Origin of the sequence: Chitinophaga sp. W3I9 (assembly GCF_050434025.1) — a bacterium.
GTDB lineage: Bacteria > Bacteroidota > Bacteroidia > Chitinophagales > Chitinophagaceae > Chitinophaga.
The window spans coordinates 1,960,144-1,979,092 of the sequence record NZ_JBNPWC010000001.1; the positions used below are offsets into that span (position 1 = coordinate 1,960,144).

15 protein-coding genes are annotated in these 18,949 nt (G+C 44.5%); 12 read left to right on the top strand and 3 right to left on the bottom strand.

The annotated features are described in order from the left end of the window. Positions 1-81: 81 nt before the first annotated feature. Positions 82-645: a DUF1801 domain-containing protein gene (locus QFZ51_RS08410; RefSeq protein WP_429045018.1), complete on the top strand. Its 564-nt coding sequence runs from the start codon at positions 82-84 to the stop codon at positions 643-645. Between the two features lie 11 nt (positions 646-656). Here QFZ51_RS08410 and QFZ51_RS08415 read toward each other — a convergent pair whose 3' ends face one another. Beyond that, a complete protein-coding gene (locus tag QFZ51_RS08415; protein ID WP_429045019.1) occupies positions 657-1,718 on the bottom strand; it encodes an ArsO family NAD(P)H-dependent flavin-containing monooxygenase in 1,062 nt (353 codons plus the stop codon). Between the two features lie 97 nt (positions 1,719-1,815). After that, positions 1,816-4,032, bottom strand: a complete 2,217-nt coding sequence (locus QFZ51_RS08420; protein WP_429045021.1) for a T9SS type A sorting domain-containing protein — start codon at positions 4,030-4,032, stop codon at positions 1,816-1,818. A gap of 457 nt (positions 4,033-4,489) precedes the next feature. Here QFZ51_RS08420 and QFZ51_RS08425 point away from each other — a divergent pair, with 457 nt between their 5' ends. The 3 genes from QFZ51_RS08425 to QFZ51_RS08435 are packed head-to-tail and all read left to right on the top strand — an operon-like array spanning position 4,490 to position 5,571. After that, positions 4,490-4,825 carry an immunity protein YezG family protein gene (locus QFZ51_RS08425; protein WP_429045023.1) on the top strand — a complete coding sequence of 112 codons (336 nt, stop codon included), beginning with the start codon at positions 4,490-4,492 and terminating at the stop codon, positions 4,823-4,825. A gap of 55 nt (positions 4,826-4,880) precedes the next feature. Beyond that, entirely contained in the window at positions 4,881-5,405 is a 525-nt protein-coding gene (locus tag QFZ51_RS08430; RefSeq protein WP_429045025.1) for a PoNe immunity protein domain-containing protein, read from the top strand. Continuing rightward, a complete protein-coding gene (locus tag QFZ51_RS08435) occupies positions 5,383-5,571 on the top strand; it encodes a PoNe immunity protein domain-containing protein (protein WP_429045026.1) in 189 nt (62 codons plus the stop codon). Before QFZ51_RS08430 ends, QFZ51_RS08435 begins: the two co-directional genes overlap by 23 nt. A gap of 22 nt (positions 5,572-5,593) precedes the next feature. On the opposite strand, the gene QFZ51_RS08440 is transcribed toward QFZ51_RS08435, so the two are convergent. Further along, complete coding sequence (locus tag QFZ51_RS08440) at positions 5,594-6,475, bottom strand: helix-turn-helix domain-containing protein (protein WP_429045028.1); 882 nt, start codon at positions 6,473-6,475, stop codon at positions 5,594-5,596. A 232-nt stretch (positions 6,476-6,707) separates the two neighbouring features. On the opposite strand from QFZ51_RS08440, the gene QFZ51_RS08445 reads away from it, so the two are divergent. From QFZ51_RS08445 to QFZ51_RS08480, 8 genes are all read left to right on the top strand, one after another. Next, positions 6,708-8,354, top strand: a complete 1,647-nt coding sequence (locus tag QFZ51_RS08445) for an alpha-L-fucosidase (protein ID WP_429045030.1) — start codon at positions 6,708-6,710, stop codon at positions 8,352-8,354. 46 nt (positions 8,355-8,400) lie between these two features. Then, positions 8,401-9,690, top strand: coding sequence for an L-fucose:H+ symporter permease (fucP, locus tag QFZ51_RS08450; RefSeq protein ID WP_429045032.1), 1,290 nt, complete (start codon positions 8,401-8,403; stop codon positions 9,688-9,690). A 17-nt stretch (positions 9,691-9,707) separates the two neighbouring features. Next, positions 9,708-10,724: an aldo/keto reductase gene (locus QFZ51_RS08455; RefSeq protein ID WP_429045034.1), complete on the top strand. Its 1,017-nt coding sequence runs from the start codon at positions 9,708-9,710 to the stop codon at positions 10,722-10,724. A gap of 14 nt (positions 10,725-10,738) precedes the next feature. Next, the gene (locus QFZ51_RS08460; protein ID WP_370909472.1) at positions 10,739-11,074 is read left to right on the top strand and encodes an L-rhamnose mutarotase; all 336 of its coding nucleotides are present in this window, start codon (positions 10,739-10,741) and stop codon (positions 11,072-11,074) included. A 9-nt stretch (positions 11,075-11,083) separates the two neighbouring features. Then, positions 11,084-12,100 carry a zinc-binding alcohol dehydrogenase family protein gene (locus QFZ51_RS08465; protein ID WP_429045036.1) on the top strand — a complete coding sequence of 339 codons (1,017 nt, stop codon included), beginning with the start codon at positions 11,084-11,086 and terminating at the stop codon, positions 12,098-12,100. A 110-nt stretch (positions 12,101-12,210) separates the two neighbouring features. Then, the gene (locus QFZ51_RS08470; RefSeq protein ID WP_429045038.1) at positions 12,211-13,893 is read left to right on the top strand and encodes a glycoside hydrolase family 127 protein; all 1,683 of its coding nucleotides are present in this window, start codon (positions 12,211-12,213) and stop codon (positions 13,891-13,893) included. A gap of 19 nt (positions 13,894-13,912) precedes the next feature. Then, positions 13,913-14,560, top strand: coding sequence for a DUF6805 domain-containing protein (locus QFZ51_RS08475; RefSeq protein ID WP_429045040.1), 648 nt, complete (start codon positions 13,913-13,915; stop codon positions 14,558-14,560). A gap of 224 nt (positions 14,561-14,784) precedes the next feature. Beyond that, the gene (locus tag QFZ51_RS08480) at positions 14,785-18,882 is read left to right on the top strand and encodes a two-component regulator propeller domain-containing protein (RefSeq protein WP_429045042.1); all 4,098 of its coding nucleotides are present in this window, start codon (positions 14,785-14,787) and stop codon (positions 18,880-18,882) included. Positions 18,883-18,949: the final 67 nt, after the last annotated feature.

An 18,949-nucleotide genomic window follows, 5' to 3' on the forward strand; every position in this document is an offset into this window, starting at 1 on the left:
GCAAATGGCCCTGTATAATGTCGCGTTAATGCCTTGTGCAAACACCCGGATTATGCTAATTTTAAGAAAGAATTCAGCGATATGAAAACAGGTAACGACATTGATCAGTATATCGCCGGTTTTCCGGAGGAAACCCAGGCGCTGTTGCAGCAAATAAGGGCGGCTATCAGAAAAATTGCGCCTGCCGCAGAAGAGAAGATAAGTTATGGTATTCCAACTTTTGCGTTAAACGGCAACCTGGTCCATTTCGCAGGATATAAACATCACATCGGTTTTTATCCTGCTCCTTCTGGTATTAAAGCATTTGAAAAAGAACTTTCCGTTTATAAGAATTCCAAAGGCGCCGTGCAGTTTCCATTGGATCAACCTCTTCCTATTTCCCTGATCAATAAAATAGTAAAATTCAGGGTGAAAGAAAGCCAGGAGAAAAATACCAGCAGGCATACCAGCGCTCCCGGGGAGCTTTTTGCTTCGCTGGCTGCCCCCGCCCGCCGCGCGTTGGAGAGTAAAGGAATAAGAACCGTACAGCAGCTTTCTAAATTCAGCGAAGCCGATATACTGGCGCTTCATGGCATGGGAAAAAGTTCCCTGCCGAAGTTGCGGAATGCGCTGAAAGAAAAAGGATTGTCGTTTAAGGGAGAGTAGAAGGATGTTTATTACTGCAGGAAGCTGCTTAGTTCCTCCACGGTTTGCCTGGCGGTTCTGCCTACACCAATAAGCGTGGCAGAAGCAAAGCCGGTCCACGATCCATAGCCGGTTAGCCAAAGACCGGTAATATCCGTTGCTTTTGTTCCGTTTGTTTTAATCCGTTCATCCGGTTGAATGATTCCCAAAGGGGCCAGGTGCGCTAACGCCGGCCGGAACCCGGTACAAAAAATAACGGCATCTACGGGTTCCTGTTGGCCTGTGTTCCACGCTATTCCATCGGGATAGAAATGATCAAATGCGGGAAGAAAATGTTCGTACACGCCTCTTTCCCTTGCTTCTTTTACAGCAGGCACCATTACAATATGTCCCAGTGATGGAGGCTGGTAATCCCTGCCTTGCTGCCGGGCTTCATATTGTTGAGTGGCCGCATCAAAAAGATATTTGCCATCAATATTATCCGGTAAAAATTCGGGCGGTTGCTTTGTGATCCACAGGGTAGATGCTACTTTGGAAACCTCCGCCAGGATTTGTGCGCCGGAGTTGCCTTCGCCTGCAATGGCCACACGTTTTCCTGAAAAGCTTCCCGGTTCCTGGTATTGCGCCGAATGAAGTATAGTACCTTTAAAAGAGCCGGCTCCGGGAATAGCAGGAATAAACGGATTGGCATAACTGCCCGTGGCGCTCACAATTGCTTTTGCGTGATATGGACCGGCAGTGGTGGTTAAAATAAAAGTTCCTTCCTCTTTCTCTACAGATGTAACCTTTACCGGCCTCACTACCGGGAATTTATACCTCAACTCATACTCCTGCAAATACCTGATGGTTTCTGCGCGGCTGGGATAATGATGCTGGCCTCCCGGCATAAAAACGCCCGGAAGTGAGCTCCATTGCGCCGGGGAAAATAACGCAAGTGATTTCCAGGTATGCTGCCAGCTGCCTCCCGGAAGAGGGGCGGCATCCAGGAGGATATATTTCAGCGTGGTTCTGCGAAGATAATAGGCCACGGATAAAGCGCTTTGTCCGCCGCCGATAATGATTACGTCGTATATGTTTTGCTTGTCGTCTGTCATGCTTATTTCCTGTCAGTAGTAATATCTAAGTTAACGATTTGCTTTAAAGAAAAGCCCGCTCATTGAGCGGGCTCCTTCAAACCTGGCCGGGCCGGAATTAATGTTTAATAAATTTATAGGTATGATTTATTTCTGTGGATGTAACCTTTAAGTAATACGTGCCGGGTATTAGTTCGGCGATGTTAATTGACATACCTAATGCCGTTTTCATTCGCTGACCGTCGTTGTCGTACACCTCAAGGTTAGCGTTGTTGTTCAGCCCCCTGATATAAAGCCTGTTGCCCACCGGGTTGGGATACAGGGAAATGTGCTGTTTTGCAGTTTTGGCGGTGTTCATCATATTGATGCGCACATGGTTCATGCCTGCTACCAGGCTATCGGTGGAATCAACATCCGGAAGACCATTTTTTTCGCGGAGCAATTGGAAAAGATGATCCGGCCGCACCACGATATGGTTTGAATCAAGTGAATTCATTACGTTCTTAAAGTTCGTAGGCTTCACATCCTGCCAGGGTTGCGCCTGTATAATCATGAACCTCGGTGATGTTCCATTCCACCCTGCAGAGGCAGCGGCAATAGCATCCTTCATGGCTTGTTCCCCGGTGCAGTAATTGCACGAAAGGGGCAACCCGGGCAGTGTTTGATTGTAGATGCTGAGGGGGCCGCCTGTATTCTGCGCTGTTAACCCAAGTAATGATGGCGCGTAGGTGGCAAAGCTCTCTCCAACATTTTGGTTAATGCCACCGGTAATGGTGTTCCAGATAGTGACCACCCGGAACCCTGCTCTTTTATTATAATCTTCGGTTTTAGCAACAAATTGATTGAGTGTATTTTGATCCGGGAAATTATTGGGGTATACATAACCGTACCCGGACGGACCGGAAATAAGATTATCATTATCCGTAGCAGTTTGATGATAGAAGTTCAACGCTCCCGGCATGGCATCCAGCATCGCCGGAGAAAGCGTCCACCCGATGGGAACCGAGCCACGGTCAGGATTGTTCCAGAGCTTGCGCATCAGGTGTTCAACATATTGAAGATTGTCGCCGTCACTTAATATAAACGCCACATAAATTTTGTTTTTCAGGATTGGTTTTGGCGGTATAGGTTTAACATTAACGGTTCTGGGCATACCGCTATGAACCGTTAAATTAGTAGCATAATCGCTGGCAATGGTGGCTATTCCATAGGTAGATGCTCTTGTTACACCGGAGCCTTCTTCAGGCCACCAGCCCATGAAATTTGCCCCCGCCGGCATGGAGGCTAAGAAATTGTTCAGCAGTTCACTTTCACCTGCCACCCGCGGGTCCAGCCATATTACTGCGGCGCCAAGGGCAGTGGCATATTCCCGCAGGGAACCCTGATGTACTTCCGGGCTTAACCCGATTAACAGCCGGTGATCCAGTGTGGGCCAGTAAGTGTTATACAACGTTTGGTATACCTGCAGGTTACTGGTAAACTGGCCACGTAAATCCATCAATACGGGGAAATTATAAGGGGCAGCCGTTAACCGTGATAATAAGGATGGGGAGGCGATGAGCGCCTTTTTATTTTTTGCCAGCATAGTGGCCAGGTTAACGGTGGCCGTCTGCGCCGGATCATACACGATCAGGCCGGATATCTCCGTACGGTACTTGGTGATAAGCGCCCACCGGTCGGTATATTCTGTCCAGGTTAAACCCAATGACTGCATCCAGGTGTATGGCCCTTCTGCAAAGGCATCGCCTTCATAGGAAAAGAGCCGCGGCTGCGTGCGGTTGACGATGCCTTTCAGGGAAGTGAATAAATAGGTTTCTGCGGTGGCGTTATCCTGCTGTACACCCACCCAGTCCACTTTTATATAAGCGCCTCCTCTCCAGAACACACGCAATTCAATAGCGTGACTATCGGCCGGCATAGTGAAGGGCAATTTAAAACTTGTGTAATTGGATGCTACAGGGAATTGCTGACGGGTAATAGCCTTAAACGCCAGGATCGCACCGGTGGTAGCATCCCTCACATCGATATCGACGATAGAGTCGTTATTAGCCGTATTATTATCCGTTTTCATCCTGAACTCGGCAATATTCGCTCCTGCCGTAACGCTGTTGTCGTAAGGACCGTAAATCATATGCTCATTCGCCGCATCGATTCCTACCTGGCAAAGCCAGCCATCGCTTTCTAAACGCCCCGTATGATGGCTGAGAGACGGGCCTTCACCTTCCCAACGCCAGGACCGTTGAGAGGTGCCGTTATTATAAAATAAATCCAGGCTGCTTGCCGTTGCCGGAAACGAAGGCAGCAGCTGACCCGCAGGCCAGGTTATCTGAGCCATGGAAGTCGTTGTCATCAGCATCAATAAAGAAAAGAGCAATGCTCTGCGGGTTAAATAAGGGTTCAATTTGTGGGTCATCGTGGATAGAATTTGGGTCATAGAATAAAAATCAGAATATCAAGGGTTTATTGGTTGCGATCCGTCACGCTCACGGTATCCCCGGCATCGGTAGCCTGCCTGTTTCTGTTAACAAAGTGCCGGTGCAGCACATACATAAAATAGGGTAATTAAACCAGATTTTTCAATTTTTATTATCGACGGTTAAATCTTGTTTTCATTTTCTTACAATTTCATCTGGCAGCAGCTTTCCAAATTTGTGGTATAAAATTATTTAGCGTGGTAAGGTGTGTTTTTTAAGGTCTTTTATTCCGTGATTATTGTTTGTACTAATCCTTTTAATGTTTAAATTACAAGAACTGTTTGACGGTTTAAATGTAATTATCAAAAAAAACAGATTATGACGGTAGATGAGATTTATTTGGCCATTGCAAAGAATATTTCCAGCGTAATAAAAGAAGACTGGCAAAGCGCCGTATTAAACCTGGAAGTACTGGATGGAATGGTTAGTAATACCGGAACTTACATAAATACCTCCCATGAGGAAAAGCAAATAGATGTCGACGAATTTGATTTCCAGTTGACATTTGATATTCTTGAACTCCGCAGTATTACCACCGAAGGTGAAAACAACAAATGGAACAAAGCTATTTTTAGATTGGAGTCCGATGGTAAATTCAATATGGAGTTTATCTGGGATCAGCAGTTACATGACCAGGTTGAAAAACTAAGCTAGTTAATGAAAATATGCATAGAGAACCGTTAAGAGATAGCGCCTATTGGCAAAATTGATGGACGATTGTATTGAAGCTGTTCATGAACGGCAGGGCAAGCTGAACGTGACACCTTTCCCGGAAAAATGGAAGAAAAATAGCATCACCCAAAATCTCTATTATGATTGTAAAAGACTTATCACTTTAAAATACTCTGGCGGAAGCCCAATAGAGGATATTAAAGCTGATTACCCCCAACTAATAGAAGCATGGGTAGCCTACAACCGGAATATCAGTACAGGGGATAATAAAAAGCATTTATTATTGACACATGATTACTACCGGGTGCTTACCCTTATTAGCTGGGGCATTATCTTTGATGCGCCTGTTGAGCTGTTTCAGCAAATAGCTAATCATCTTCACAGCAACGGAGAGGATGCTTTGATTGAAGCTCTGTTAATAACTAAGCTAACAGACAGAGTCGCAACTGATCAACTTATTTACCCAAAGTCTTTTGAGCTTTTGTACAAAGCGACGCAGGTCAGGGGCGGGGGAACAGGTAGCTCTAATCAAAGAATATTTGAGCAGCTGGTATCAGGGTAAGAAGGACTTTATTAACTATGATGCACACAAAGCCAAAGGTGAAGGAGGTTTTGAAGGATACTGGAGTTTTGAAACGGCTGCTGTGGTTATATTGTATAATATTGATGATAGCAGTTTCAGGGACATGGATTTTTATCCGAAAGATATAGTTGCCGTTAGAAGATGAATATTGCCTCACTCTCCAACATCTAAAAACCAATCATATCCATTTGTTTTTTGTAATTCCCCGGAGACATTCCCGTAATTTTTTTAAAAATTTTAGAGAAATAAAATACGTTCTCAAAACCTGTTTGCGTAGCAATGTCAGCAAAGGTCATCTGCGTGGTTACAATCAGGTACTGCGCTCTTTCAATTCTTTTTTCATGGATGTACCTTACCGGCCTTTCTCCGGTGTGTTGATGAAAAAGGCGTGAAAAATAATCTGTATGCAGGTTCGCTCTTTTTGCCAGCGAGGTGACCGATAAATCGCGGTTCAGGTTTAATTGAATATAACTGATGGCGTTTAGAATTTTAACCGGCACATGACCGCCGTCTTTGTGTGTAAGTATTTCCTGTGTCAGAAAGCGTGAAACTAGCTGGAGCAGAATACCGTGTGTTTCCGCGAATGTGGACATGCTTTGCCGGTTATTCAATTCCTGGTATTCTTTGTAGAAAATATTTTTTTCATACACCCTTGGATTGTCAGAGCGATTAATGCCCCTGCCGGGGTTTATTTCCAGCAAACGCGCAAAATTCAGTATATCGATTTCAGTTGCTTTTACTTTAAGAATGGACCTGTTATTCTCAAACAAAGAAATGCCATCCGATGATTCCTCAAAAAACTGGACGAAAAACTGGCTGAGATGGTGGGGGCAAACAAGGTTACATAATGTGAAGCTTGGTATGATGTACAGAAAACCGGGCTCAAGTTTGATCTTCGCAGAAACATCCCAGATTTCCCCTTCTCCGCCGTCGATATAGTATAGCCTGAAATACGGGCTGATCACATTTTTGTAATTCCACCTGGAGTCGAGCTTTACGTGATCAACGTTCAATAACGTGAATGTATGTTTTAGTGCTCTTTTAATCATACCGTGCAATTAATTGTTGAATGGCCTGTCGAGGAAAGCTGCTTTCACTTTTCCGGTATCCTGTTTTTTCCAATATTTCGGTTTCACCACCACAATAATAAGCAAATAGTCGGTTTTGTATAAAGAAAAGTCCTATTAAGCCAAATGTTTGATAAGTATTTCGGAGTAAGTTTGATTTATCAATATCATTCGCCATTAAAGGCTTGTGTTGAGCTAATAAAAAATAAATTCCATGAAAAGAAGAACGCTGATAAAGGGCCTGGCTACAGGTTTGTCATCTTTATATCTATCTAATCTTTATGCTCACCGTTTGTTAACATCTCAGTCTATTCCACGTATGGCGCCCGGTCCATTTCAACCTACCTGGGATTCACTGGGGAAATACCAGGTACCGGATTGGTTCAGGGATGCAAAGTTTGGGATCTGGGCTCACTGGGGGCCGCAATGCCAGCCGGAACGCGGCGATTGGTACGCCCGTGGTATGTACCAGGAAGGTGGCGATCAGTATAAATTTCATCTGCAGAAATATGGACACCCTTCAAAATTTGGTTTTAAGGATGTCATAAACGACTGGAAGGCGGAGAACTGGAACCCGGGAGAATTGGTTGCCTTATACAAAAAAGCCGGCGCCAAATATTTTATGGCCATGGCCAATCACCACGATAATTTTGATCTGTACGACAGCAAATATCACAAGTGGAATTCCACTAAACTGGGACCCAAAAAAGATCTTATCGGAGGCTGGGCAAAAGCAGCGAAAGAACAGGGACTGCCCTTTGGCGTAACGGTTCATGCCTCTCACGCGTGGACCTGGTATGAGGTGGCGCAGCGTTCCGACAAATCCGGTCCTTATGCAGGTGTGCCTTATGATGGCAAACTGACTAAAGCCGATGGCAGCAATAAATGGTGGAATGGTTATGATCCGCAGGAACTATATGCCCAAAATCATGCGTTGAGTAAGGACAGCCTGAATGATGGCAGTATGGGCGACCGCTGGTATTGGGGGAATGGAGCAAGTGTGCCTGACAAGGCGTACTGCGATAATTTTGTAAACCGGACTATTGACCTCATCGATAAGTATGGTCCTGAACTCGTTTATTTTGATGATAATGCGCTGCCGCTTTGGCCGGTGAGTGATGCCGGATTAAGAGTAGCAGCACATCTTTATAACACCAGTATCAAAAAACACGGAAAATTGCAGGCTGCGTTGTTCGGTAAAATGTTAGACGAACAGCAACGCAAATGCATGATCTGGGATATTGAGCGTGGACAGAGTAACCAGATAGAGCCTCTGCCCTGGCAAACGGATACCTGTATTGGCGGGTGGCACTACGATCGCCGTTTGTATGATAACAAAGGATATAAAAGCGCCAAAACGGTGATACATACGCTTGCCGATGTGGTAAGTAAGAACGGGAACCTATTGCTGAACGTGCCTGTACGTGGTGACGGCAGCATCGATAGTGAAGAACAGGCTGTAGTGGAACAGGTGGCAGAATGGATGAAGGTCAACAGCGAAGCCATTTACAGCACCCGTCCCTGGAAAGTATTTGGCGAAGGGCCTGCCATGGAATCGGTGGTAGCTTTGAGCGCACAGGGCTTTAACGAAGGAAAGGGCAAACCATTTGGACCGGGAGATATTCGCTTTACGGCGAAAGGCAAAACGCTTTATGCGGTGATGCTGGGATGGCCGGCAGATAAAACTGCATTGGTTAAAACATTAGCGAATGGTCAGGTTGGAAAAGTAAGCCAGGTAAGCCTGTTGGGAAATGACCGACTGAGTTTTGAACAAACATCCGAAGGGTTGAAGGTGCAGTTGCCGGAACAACCGCCGTGCAAAGAGGCATTTGTGTTAAAAATTGAAGGAGCGATTGTATAGATGTTTTTTCACCCAACCAGTTACCTGTAAAATTTAAGACGTTCATATGGCAAAGTCCCATACTCTTTTCCCGTTTATATTGATTACAAGCCTGTTTTTTTTATGGGGCTTTGCACATAACCTGGATCCCATACTTATCCCGCATTTGCAGAAATCATTTACGCTGACAACCGTTCAGGCTACGCTCGTTGATTCTGCTGTGTTCATCGCTTATTTCCTGATGGCGCTGCCAGCCGGTTTTATCATGAAAAAATATGGCTATAAAGCGGGCATTATCACCGGTCTGCTGGTGTTTGCATTGGGCTCATTTTTATTTATTCCGGCCGCCAATACGCAGCAGTATGCGTTTTTTCTCATAGCGCTGTTTATAATCGCCTGCGGATTAACTATCCTGGAAACGGCGGCGAATCCTTATGCTTCCTCACTCGGAGATCCTGCCACCTCTACCCAACGGCTTAATCTCGCACAGTCATTTAATGGCCTGGCTACTACACTCGCGCCCGTGATTGGTGCGCGTGTGATACTAACCAAAGGCTACACAGCGGCGCAGTTAAGTGCCATGACGGAAGAAGGCCGGAAGCTGGCCCTTGCCGCCGAGGCGGCCACCGTAAAAATGCCTTATTTTATTCTCGGAAGCGTACTTGTATTAATCGCCGTGATTTTTGCCTTTACCCGTTTGCCGGCTATTCAAACAAATGAAGGTCATGTGGCCAGTAAGAATATTTTTCATGCGTTTAAACACCGTCATTTAACCTGGAGCGTTGTTGCGCAATTCTTTTATGTAGGCGCCCAGGTATGTGTGTTTAGTTTGTTTATTCTGTACGCACCAAAGGCGGCTGGTATATCGGAGGTAAAGGCCGCTGATTATTTAGGGTTATGCGGACTGGCATTTTTAATTGGAAGATTTATCGGTACTTATTTAATGCAATACTACAGTTCCGCAAGGTTATTGGCCGTGTATGCAGTTATCAGTATGCTGCTTTGTTTGATCGCCATCTGGGGGGGGGGGGGGGGGGGGGGGGGAACCGGTATCATCACTGTTTATGCGGTTATTGGCATTTGCTTTTTTATGTCCATTATGTTCCCTACCATTTTTGCGCTGGGCATAAAGGAATTACGCGGCGATACTGAATTTGGAAGTAGTTTAATCATTATGTCTATTGTTGGAGGCGCCGTGTTACCGAGGATATTCGGTTATATAAGCGATGTAACCGGTAATATCCAATATGGTTACGCAGTGCCATTGGCCTGTTTTGCTGTGGTGGCTTATTTCGGATTTAAAGGTCATCTGGTAAAAATGAAGCAGGAGCAATTATCTGTTTCAACTATTCTTTGAAAATAAGTGGCTTTTATATGCAGGAACTCATATTGCCCAAAGTTATTTTTGGTACCAGCGGGTTAGGAAATTTATATGTGGCGCTACCGGATGAAGTGAAGTTATCTATCGTTAAGGAGAGCATCAAACACTCTCCAAAGCCAGTTGTATTTGATTCGGCCGGTAAATATGGCGCCGGCCTGGCACTGGAGGCGCTGGGCAGCAGCCTGGAACAATTGCTGATCAGTCCTTCGGATGTGCTGATCAGCAACAAACTGGGTTGGTTGCGCACGGCATTAAAAACAACCGAACCCACTTTTGAGCCGGGGATATGGAAAAACCTGGAACATGATGCCATTCAGCATATAAGCTACGATGGTATCCTGGAATGCTATGAGCAGGGAAATAAACTGCTCGGTAATTATAACGCGCAGCTGGTATCTGTACATGATCCCGATGAATACCTCGCCGCATCAAAGGATGAGCAGGAGCAAAAGCAACGCTACCAGGATATATTGGATGCTTACCGTGCTTTACATGAATTAAAAGCCGCGGACAGGGTGAGGGCTATCGGCGTGGGGGCAAAAGACTGGCGGGTAATAGCCCGGATAGTTAAGGATGTAAAGCTCGACTGGGTAATGATTGCGAATAGCATGACTATTCACAGTCATCCCGCGGCGTTGGTGGATTTTATGCTGGAACTTGAGCAACAGGGCATCACAGTCATAAATTCTTCTGTTTTTAACGGAGGTTTTCTAACAGGATCTGCTTATTATAATTATCAGTTAACAGACCCGGAAAAAGACAAAAAATTATATCACTGGCGACAGCAGTTTTACCAGTTGTGCCAGGATTATAAAATAAAACCGGTAGCCGCCTGCGCAGTTTTTGGCATGAATGCACCCGGCGTAAGGAGTATCGCTTTGAATACAACACAGGCAGAAAGGGTAGCACAGAATGTTGCATTGCCCCACTCCATTATCCCGGAAGGGTTCTGGAAAGAAATGGAAAAGCGTGGACTGATTGACCAGTCCTATGCTGCCAGCTATTTGTAAAGTTAATTAGCACTATGAAAAGATATTGTTTAGCCCTTGATTTAAAGGATGATCCGGAGCTGATTGCAGAATATGATTATTGGCACAGGGCCGGAAATGGTTGGCCGGAAGTAAGAAAAAGCATTCTTGATGCAGGGATCGTGGACATGCAGATTTACAGAACAGGTAACCGCCTGATGATGATCATGGAAACCAATGATCTCTATAATGAGACAGCAAAGAATGCTTCAGATGCTGCCAATCCCAAAGTGCAGGAATGGGAGCAGTTAATGTGGAAGTTTCAGCAGCCTTTGCCCTGGGCAAAGGGAGAAGAGAAATGGGTGATGATGGAACAGATATTTCAACTTTAAAATACTAATATGCGAATAATAGTTTGTGATGAGCCCGGGAAATTAACGCTTAAAGAAGAAAGCCGGTCGCTGCCCGGGGAAGGCTACGCCCAGATCAGGATCCGCAGAATTGGCGTTTGCGGTACGGATTTGCATGCGTTCGAAGGAACACAACCTTATTTTAATTATCCGCGTGTTTTAGGACATGAGCTTTCGGGAGAATTAGTGGAAGCCAATGGAGCAGCAGGGTTTGCAAATGGGGAGATCGTAACGTTTATCCCCTATTTTAACTGTGGGGTTTGCGTTGCCTGCAGGTCAGGAAAACCGAATTGCTGTGTTAAAATTAATGTTTGTGGCGTTCATATAGATGGAGGAATGGCGGAATACCTGAATGTGCCTGTCTATTCGTTAATACATGGGGAAGGACTGAGCTACGACGACCTGGCATTGGTGGAGCCGCTGGCTATCGGGGCACATAGTATCAGGCGGGCAGAGGTAAAGCGAGGTGAGTTCGTATTGGTTATTGGCGCCGGCCCTATTGGATTGGGGATCATGGAGTTTGCCCGCATTGCGGGCGGGAAGGTAATTGCCATGGATATGAATGCAAAAAGACTGGAATTTTGCAAAGAAAAGCTGAACGTTGAGCATGTTATAAACGTATCCACCGGAGATGTATCAGCGCAACTGGTTGCTATAACGAACGGCGATATGCCTGCAGTAGTAATAGATGCCACGGGCAGTTTGAAGGCGATCAATAACAGCTTTCAATATATTGCGCATGGCGGCAGATATGTGCTTGTTGGTTTGCAAAAAGGCGAGATCAGTTTCAGTCACCCGGAATTCCACAAGCGGGAAGCCACATTAATGAGCAGCCGTAATGCTACGCGGGAAGACTTTGAACATGTCATCGCCTCTATTAAAAAAGGATGGGTGCAGCCTGCTAATTATATCACGCATCGTATAGCATTTGAAAACATTACCGGTGAATTTGAAGGTTTACTGGATCCGGCTAACGGGGTCATTAAGGCTATCATAGAACTGGAATGATTACAAATTTAATTTCTCCTTAATATAAAACAGGCATTGGTTTTAACAATTATTATTGTTATTTTGACACTTATTAAAATTCTGTCCACGGGAAATTTTAAGTGTTTTTTATGAAACGTATATTGTTATTGATTTTCATAATTCCATTATCCATACATGCGCAAAGCCATAAAGCGCTGGAATTTTTTTCTTTAAATGATGTCCGGCTGCTCCCCGGTATTTTCAAAGAGCAGGAGCAAACTGACATTAATTATATCCTTGCCCTAAACCCGGACAAGCTGCTGGCGCCGTTTCGCAGGGAGGCTGGTCTTCCTGAAAAATCCGGAAGTTATGGAAACTGGGAAAGCTCCGGGCTGGATGGTCATATCTGCGGGCATTATCTTTCTGCGTTAGCCATGATGTATGCCTCCACGGGTGATAAAAGAATGTCCGGCCGCCTGGATTATATGATAGGTGAGTTGAAACTTTGCCAGGACAAAAACGCCAATGGTTACCTGGGCGGCGTTCCGGGCAGTAGAAAACTTTGGGAAGAAGTACTGGAAGGAAATTTCGCGGATTATAAGCGGAAATGGGTGCCTTTCTACAATATACATAAAGTTTTTGCGGGCCTCCGGGATGCTTATTGGTATGCAGATAATAAAACTGCCGGTCAGATGCTGATCCGGTTTGCGGACTGGTTTTGTGAAATGACTGCTAAACTCAGCAGGGAGCAGATGCAGGAGCTGCTTGGAAATGAACATGGCGGTGTCAATGAAGTGCTGGCGGATGTATACGGCATTACGGGCAATAAAAAATACCTGGACGCCGCTTACAGCTTTTCGCACCAGGCTATTTTGCAACCCCTGGAAAGGGACCAGGATAAGCTGGATAACTTACATGCCAATACGCAAATACCCAAAATAATCGGGTTTAAGCGGATCGCCGATTATAGTGGAGACACTGCTTATAACCATGCCGCGGAGTTTTTCTGGCAAACGGTCGTGCATCACCGCACTATAGCAACAGGAGGGAATAGCGTCAGGGAGCATTTTAATCCCTCTAATGATTTCTCTACCATGATGTCCAGCGTAGAGGGACCGGAAAGTTGCAATACTTACAATATGCTCAAGCTTACGGAGGATTTATATTTATCAGATCCGGACGTGGCTTATATTGATTACTACGAAAAAGCTTTGTACAACCATATTCTAACTACCCAGCGCCCCGGGAAGGGAGGCTTTGTTTATTTTACGCCCATGCGCCCCGGTCATTACCGGGTTTACTCTCAGCCGGAAACGAGTATGTGGTGCTGCGTTGGCAGCGGGTTGGAAAATCACGCCAAATATGGAAAGATGATTTACACCCATTCTGATAACCAGCTCTTTGTTAACCTGTTTATTCCGTCTGAACTCAAGTGGAAAGATAAGGGACTGCTGTTCAGGCAGGAAACTGCGTTTCCTGAACAGGGCATTACCACGCTGAAAATAGTGGGTGTTAATAAGAACAGTTTTGACCTGAACATCAGGTATCCTTCGTGGGTAAAAGAAGGCGCACTGAAGGTAAAGATCAATGGTGCATCCGTAGCCGTCAACGGTAAGCCTTCCTCTTATATAAATTTAAAACGGAAATGGAAGAAGGGAGATGTTATTACAGTGGAGACGCCTATGCAAACCAGCACAGAAGCGCTTCCTGACGGATCTCCCTATGAGGCTGTTTTGCACGGGCCTATCCTGCTGGCTGCTGTAATTGATACGCTTTTCCAGAAATCACGCGAGGCCGACGACAGCCGGATGGGGGCACATTGCCGGCGGTGAACTCTACAAAATGACCGATATGCCTGTTTTTGTAAGCGATGCCACAAACGACGCAGCTATGATTGAGGAGGACAAGCATGCGCCCATGTCTTTTACGGCTGGAAAAATAATTTATCCTGCAAAGTATAAGGATTTGAAGCTGGTGCCGTTCTATAAAATACAGGATGCCCGCTATATCGTATACTGGCGAAAAGAATCCAGCAGCGGTTTTGCGGCTTTACAATCAAAACTGGCTAAAGAAGATTCGCTGGAAGCAAGCCTCGCCGCCAATACGATCGATGTGATCGCGGCCGGGGAACAGCAACCCGAATCGGATCACGCAATCTTACACGAGAGTTCCTTTGCCGGTGTTAGCTTTAACAGGCATTGGCGGTCAGCGAGAGAGTGGTTCAGTTATAAATTAACAGATAAGAACAAGACGGGTAAGAAAATACGTGTTACTTATTTCGGGAAAGAATTTAACCATAAGTTCTCCATATGGGTCAACGACCGGCAGCTGGCTAAGGTCGATCTCCGGGAAGGGCAGAGCGATACATTTTATGCCATCGATTACGAATTGCCTACGGATATTAACTATGCAGAGGATGGATCTATGCGGATTAAATTCCTGGCGGACAAAGGATCAATTGCAGGTCCTGTGTATGAAATACGCCTGTTAAGAAAGTAAGTCATGATCCTGGAAAAAAAACGGCAATAATCACTACCGTGGTTATTGCCGTTTTTTGCCAAATCGGGTCTGTCTCACAGGAATGAAGTACCTTTTGCTTTTTGCAAAAGTAAAAACGTTATCGGGCATCTTTAATGATCAGCGGAATGGCAGGTAAAGCGGCAACAGCCGCTAGTGTATGAATGTCTGGGAGGCGTAAACTTTTTTATCTAAAACCTACAGTAATGCGTTACCTTTTTGGGGTTATTTTGCTACTGCAGTCCCTTGTTGTTTTATCGCAAAGTGAGCATTATAATTTTTCGAAGCTCAATACATATACGGGTCTGTCGCATAACCAGGTAAATGCAGTGCTAAAAGACCGGGATGGTTTTTTATGGTTTGCCACTGCATATGGACTTAATCGTTATGACGGATATTTCTGCAGGATATTTCATAAGGATCACAATGACAGCTCTTCAATAAGGGACAATAATATTGTGTCACTTTATGAGCTTCCGGGCAGGAAAATGTGGTTGTCGACCGTGAGTGGCCCTTGTATTTATAACCCCGATACCGAGAAATTTAATGACAACGCTGATGACTATTTGCATTCCATCGGTTTGCCATCTGGTGGTGTTACCAATATAGTGAAGGGGAACAATAACAGGTACTGGTTCCTGTATGATGATAAGGGTTTGTTCCTGTATTCAGCAAACGATAAAATTGTAAAACCATTTAATCAGAAAGCACCGCCGGCTTCCGGGAAAATTACTTCCGTAAGTGAAACATCGGATGGGAAGTTATGGTTGGTATACCAATCAGGTTTTTTGCAGGAATATGATATAAAGCTGGATAAAATAATTTTTTCTACCAATGCTTTACTGAAGAAGAATAAAGCTAATAACCCCTATCATCTTTTTATAGATCATGATAATGACATCTGGCTTTGGAGTTACAACTTCGGAATTTTTCTTTTTCACCCGGAAGATAATACTATCAAACAGTTTGATAAGAATTCTTATCCGGCGAGATTGAATGCGGAACTGGTAAGCCAGGTTGTACAGGATAGTAATGGTTTGATCTGGATAGGAACCGATCACGGAGGAGTAACGTTGATCGACAAAAAGAACGGATTCAAAACCAGTTATCTGCTGAACAACCCCAATGATCCCAAGAGCATCAGTCAGAACAGTATCACCACCTTGTATAAAGATGACCAGGGGATTATATGGCTGGGAACTTATAAGCAGGGCATAAATTATTATAATAGTAACATCATTCAGTTTCCATATTACCATCACCAGGAACTAAATGAAAACAGTCCGCAATTCGACGATGTAAACCGTTTTGTTGAAGACAAGGCAGGTAACATCTGGATCGGTACCAATGGCGGTGGCCTGATTTATTTTGACAGGAAGAATAATACTTTCAAACAATACTTATACGATCCAAAAAATGAAAACAGCCTGAGTAACAACGTCATTGTGAGCTTATGGATCGATCATGAAGATGTTCTCTGGATTGGGACTTACCTGGGTGGCCTCAATCGTTTTGATGGGAAGAAGTTCACCCGGTTCAGGCATCATGATAATGATTCCTCAAGTCTGGCAGATGACAAGGTTTGGGAGATATTTGAAGACAGGGATCAGAACTTATGGATCGGCACTTTGGGTGGCGGCCTGGATCGTTTCGACAGAAGAACAAGCCAGTTTAGCCATTATAACACCAGGCGGGGAGTTTTACTTTCCGATTATCTTTCTGCTATTATGCAGGATAGAAAGGGGAATTTATGGATTGGTACGGCTTACGGTATTGCCGTTATGGAAAAGAATAAAGCCACCAGTGTTTTTTACCTGGTAACAGATAAAAAAAATGGTTTAAGTGATAATGGGATTATCTGTCTTCTGGAAGACAGTAAAGGCCGGATTTGGGTAGGAACGAGGGAGGGATTGAATTTGTTTGATGAACAAAAAAAGGAGTTTCATACATTCACCATGTCCAACGGACTTCCTGATAATATGATCCTGAATATCCTGGAAGATAATCACCACGCGCTTTGGATATCCACACCTAACGGGTTATGTAACGTTACTCCCCACCAGGAAAATAAGGATATGGTTATTTCTGTGGTTACCTATGATGCCACCAACAACCTGCAGAACCGCGAATTCAATGATAATGCAGCGCTAAAAACGAAGACCGGCGAATTGATCTTTGGTGGCCCTTCGGGCTTTAATATTATCAATCCTGCTGCTATTGGTAAACCCGTTTATCATCCTAAAATTGTTTTCACCGGTTTTCAGATATTAAATAAAGATGTTGAACCCGGCGAGTTGGTCAATAACCGGGTGCTGCTCAAACGTTCTTTATCCCAGCTTCAGCATATTGATCTGAAGTATAGGGAAAATGTTTTCTCCATTGACTTTGCTGCGCTTGATTTTTCTCATAACGCATATGACAAATATGCATATATGCTGGAAGGGTTTAATGAAGACTGGTTATATGCAGATGGTAACCAGCGGAGAGCCACTTATACAAATCTAAATCCCGGTCACTATGTTTTCAAGGTAAAAGTTTTGAACAGGTCCGGCCTATGGAGTGACGTAAAAACGTTGCAGATCAATATTGAACCCCCGTTTTGGAGAACGCCTGTTGCCTACATTATATATCTGTTGATCGCTGCAGCGTTGTTCCTGCTTATCCGGCGCATTACATTAGACCGGATACGGATGCGTTTTGAAGTGCAGCAACAGCGCAGGGAAGCGGAGAGAGCGCATGCGCTGGAGCAGTTAAAGACAAAATTCTTTACCAATGTAAGTCACGAGTTCCGCACGCCGTTAAGCCTGATCATTGCACCATTGGATAAGATCATTAAAAATACGGCAGATGAAGAGCAGGTAAAACAATTAGGGCTGGTACAGCGTAATGCCAAACGCTTATTAAACCTGGTAAACCAGCTGCTCGATTTCAGGAAGATGGAGGTGCAGGAAGTAAAGTTGCATCCTTCCATAGGCGATATTGTCCGGTTTTGCAGGGAAACCAGTTATTCCTTTACAGATATTGCAGAGAAAAAGAAGATCCAATTCTCTTTCTCATCTGACACGGATAGCCTCGAAATTTATTTTGACAAAGATAAAATTGAAAAGATTTTATTCAACTTGTTGTCGAACGCTTTTAAATATACTTATGACAGCGGAACGGTGAGCGTTGGCCTGATCTATAAGGAGCCGGCGGATAATGAGTCCGATGGCACACTTGCTATCGAGGTAAAAGACTCCGGTATTGGTATTCCGGCCGATCAGCACGAAAAGATATTTGAACGCTTTTTTCAGACGGATGTTCCGGAAAGTATGGTAAACCAGGGAACCGGCATCGGCCTGGCCATTACAAAAGAGTTTGTAAAATTGCACAACGGCATCGTCACCGTAAAGAGCGAACCGGATCAGGGTACCTGTTTTACGGTATTGTTCCCCGCAAGAAAAATTTATGTTTCTTCTCCCCGGCCCCTGGCTAATCCCGCATTTTCAGGCGAAACGGAGCAAATAATGGCGGAGGAAAATAAAAAAGGTGATAAGAAGAAGACGATAATGATAGTGGAAGACAATGAAGACCTGCGCTTTTACTTAAAGGATAACCTGAAAGGGCAATATCATGTTGAAGAAGCCACAAATGGAAAGGAAGGCTGGGAGAAAATAAAGTTGTTAAACCCCGATCTGGTGGTAAGCGATATCATGATGCCTTTAATGGACGGCGTTGAACTTGCCAGGAAAATTAAAAACGAAACACTCACTGCTCATATTCCTATTATTTTACTTACTGCCATGGGAAGCGAGGAAAAACAACTGGAAGGTTTGAAAGCAGGCGCAAACGATTACATTACCAAACCCTTCACCTTTGAGATCCTGGCTTCCCGCATCAATAATCTGCTGGCGCAGCAGAGATTATTGCAAAAGAGGTTTCAGAAGCAGATTGAAGTCAACCCCGGAGAAGTGACCATAACGCCCGTAGATGAAAAATTCCTTCAACAGGCATTGGAAATTATTGAAAAGCAAATAGACAACCCGGAGTTTTCTGTGGATGAGTTCAGTAAAGAGATGTATATGAGCAGGGTTACTTTATATAGAAAGATACATTCGTTAACGGGTAAGTCGCCGTTGGATTTTATCCGTTCCATCCGTTTGAAAAGAGCCGTTCAATTGCTGGACAAAAGCGGGATGTCCATTTCTGAAGTTGCCTATCAAGTCGGGTTCAATAATCCGAAAGTATTCCGTAAGTTATTCAAGGAGGAGTTCAAAACTACCCCTTCCGAATACGTGGCAAATCTTAAAAACAAAAGTCTTTAACGCACCGCCTGTCAAAAATACACCAGTGATATTCAGTCATTTGTAACATTTGTGCCCCCTTGTTGAA